We start from the raw sequence: 2284 nt of genomic DNA on the forward strand, positions 1-2284 counted from the left end.
TCATTCTATAAAGAATATTGATTATTTTTGCCAACTGGCTTTAAATATATATTACTTATGTGCAATTTTCAAAGAACTTATCGCCTCTATCTTGGCGACAAATAGTATTATATAAATATACTTACTAATTGTCAATATGCTTTTTGAATTTTTTAGAGATTTTTTTGTATATTTTCTTCAAAAGCTATCTATTAACTTTTTTTATATATTCTCTTAATTTTTGCTTCTAGTATTCTACTTTAAAAGTTTATATTTTTGGTATCTGCTATTAGGTCTATTGGGTAATGTATAAGTTATAATATTAACTTTTAGTAATCTATTAATTGCCCTTTTTAAATTACCATTTATAATTCCATATCCTAATGCTTCAATTATTTCTTTTTTAGACATCTCCTTCTCATCTAATAATTCAAGTATTCTCTTTTCAGTATCATTTATATAGAACTCTTTAAATCTATCTTGGGCCTCATCTTGCACCCTGTCTTGGGCCCTCCGCTCCAAGAAACAAGAATTTATAGGTAATCTAACTAAAAAGTAGGTTCTTTCTTCATCAGTTTCAAATATAGGTTTAGGTGAATTATTCTTTTCCATACACTCAATAATTTTAGATAAACCTGTTGCTCTTCCATCTGCAAACTTCATAGCTTTAAGGAATTCTCCCAGCCTCCTATTTCTATATCTTCTAGCTATTACTTTTCCTTTATTAATATCCTCAATCTTTATTGATTTATCCGCCCCTGGATAACTTATTATAGCTATCTCTTCTTTCTCTATTCTAACTTCTATAGGATTATTATCCAGATAATCTCTATGGTACACAGCATTAACTAAAGCTTCTTTAATAGCTTCATCTGGATAATTAAACATCTTTAGTTCATTGCCTTCCTCATTTAATTTAATAATCTTTTCCTTTATAACTGAATTTCTAATATAAATTAGCACCCCCAATAACTGAGTATATATTGATCCTTTAAAAACACTTTCCGAAATTTTTTTTCCCTCGGAAACATCATTAAAATTCACAACCTCAATTTGACAACTTGGAAAAAATCTTTCAGGAGCATCACTAAACATTAATAAACCTATATTTTTAACCTTCACTTCCTCATTAAATATTTCTAGTACATTCATCTCACCTAACAAATTTTCTATAGGCTGCTTTCCAACCTGCCAATATAGCTGATTTTCCGAAGATCTAAAATACTCTTTTATTAAATCTAACTTTAAATCTCCAATATCAGCATAGTTATTCACTCTATCATCAAAGGGAACATTTTCTCTTTCTTCGTAAAAATTATTTGATATCTTTGCTTCTACTTTAAAATCTCTAGCTAAACTTACTAAGTTGTCTTTTTCTTCTATGGCAAACCCACCCTGCTCCTTTATAATCCCATAATAACATCTTATAGAATCATCTATAATTCTACTAATTCTGATATTCACATTTGGATGCATCATTCTCATCTCAGTAACCATATTAACCGTTGATTTTCTAAGTCTAACATTTTTAGTAACATCATATGCTTCATTTTCTGTAGATATATTTAGACTATTAATAATAACTTTCTTCTTTACTTCTTCTTTAGAAACCTTAGAATTACTATTAACTTTTTCTTCTACCGGTGGAGGAACCTTCTTCTCAAACTCTTTTAATTCCTTTTCACTATTATCAAAAAAGAATTCCTCTATAACCACACCTTCAACTTCATCAGTATCATACCAATGTGATTCACTTAAAATATCATCATCATCATTCCCAATCACTTCTTTAATAGCTTTCTTATTACCCATAACCATCCTCCCACAAGTTCTTCTCTATATACTATGACTCCAAATCTAAAAGAGTTTCTATATTTCTGATGTTCTGATGTTCTGATTTTCTGATCTTCTGATGTTCTGCACTTCTGCACTGTAGAGACTTCTCCTCAAGTCTCATCAAATTCCTTTTAACTTCTGCACTGTAGGAGCGTTTCTCAGCTCCATCAAATTCCTTCTACTAAAGGATTAGACTGGCGCTGAAAGACGCGCCTACCGAATAGGAGTGCAAGTCTCATTAAATTCCTTTTAATTTCTATACTGTAGAAAGTGTTTCTCAGCCTTTATTAAATTCCTTTCACCAACTAATTAGACTTCTATTAAAAAATACGACAAAAAAGGTTACTAGATAAATCTAGTAACCTTTAACATTATCTCAAAATTAAACAGAGGAAAACGTAAATCTTTGTCAATTATATTGACTGAATTTTATACTTAAATTCTACTAAGTTGTAGTTTTAAGTAATTT

General features: G+C 29.5%; 2 protein-coding genes. Both read right to left on the reverse strand.

What is annotated here, in order from left to right; all coding sequences use genetic code 11:
* Positions 1–234 precede the first annotated feature (234 nt).
* Positions 235–1791, reverse strand: coding sequence for an ATP-binding protein (locus BUA92_RS22740; protein ID WP_073022883.1), 1557 nt, complete (start codon positions 1789–1791; stop codon positions 235–237).
* Positions 1761–1910: a hypothetical protein gene (locus BUA92_RS23450; RefSeq protein WP_175550950.1), complete on the reverse strand. Its 150-nt coding sequence runs from the start codon at positions 1908–1910 to the stop codon at positions 1761–1763. The genes BUA92_RS22740 and BUA92_RS23450 overlap by 31 nt, the downstream gene beginning before the upstream one ends.
* Between the last annotated feature and the right edge of the window lie 374 nt (positions 1911–2284).

This window comes from Clostridium intestinale DSM 6191, from assembly GCF_900130055.1.
Lineage (GTDB): Bacteria > Bacillota > Clostridia > Clostridiales > Clostridiaceae > Clostridium_T > Clostridium_T intestinale.

What these genes read in the sequence shown, in the direction of transcription:
- BUA92_RS22740 (WP_073022883.1), bottom strand. Translation starts at nt 1,791, where the DNA reads ATGGGTAATAAGAAAGCTATTAAAGAAGTGATTGGGAATGATGATGAT.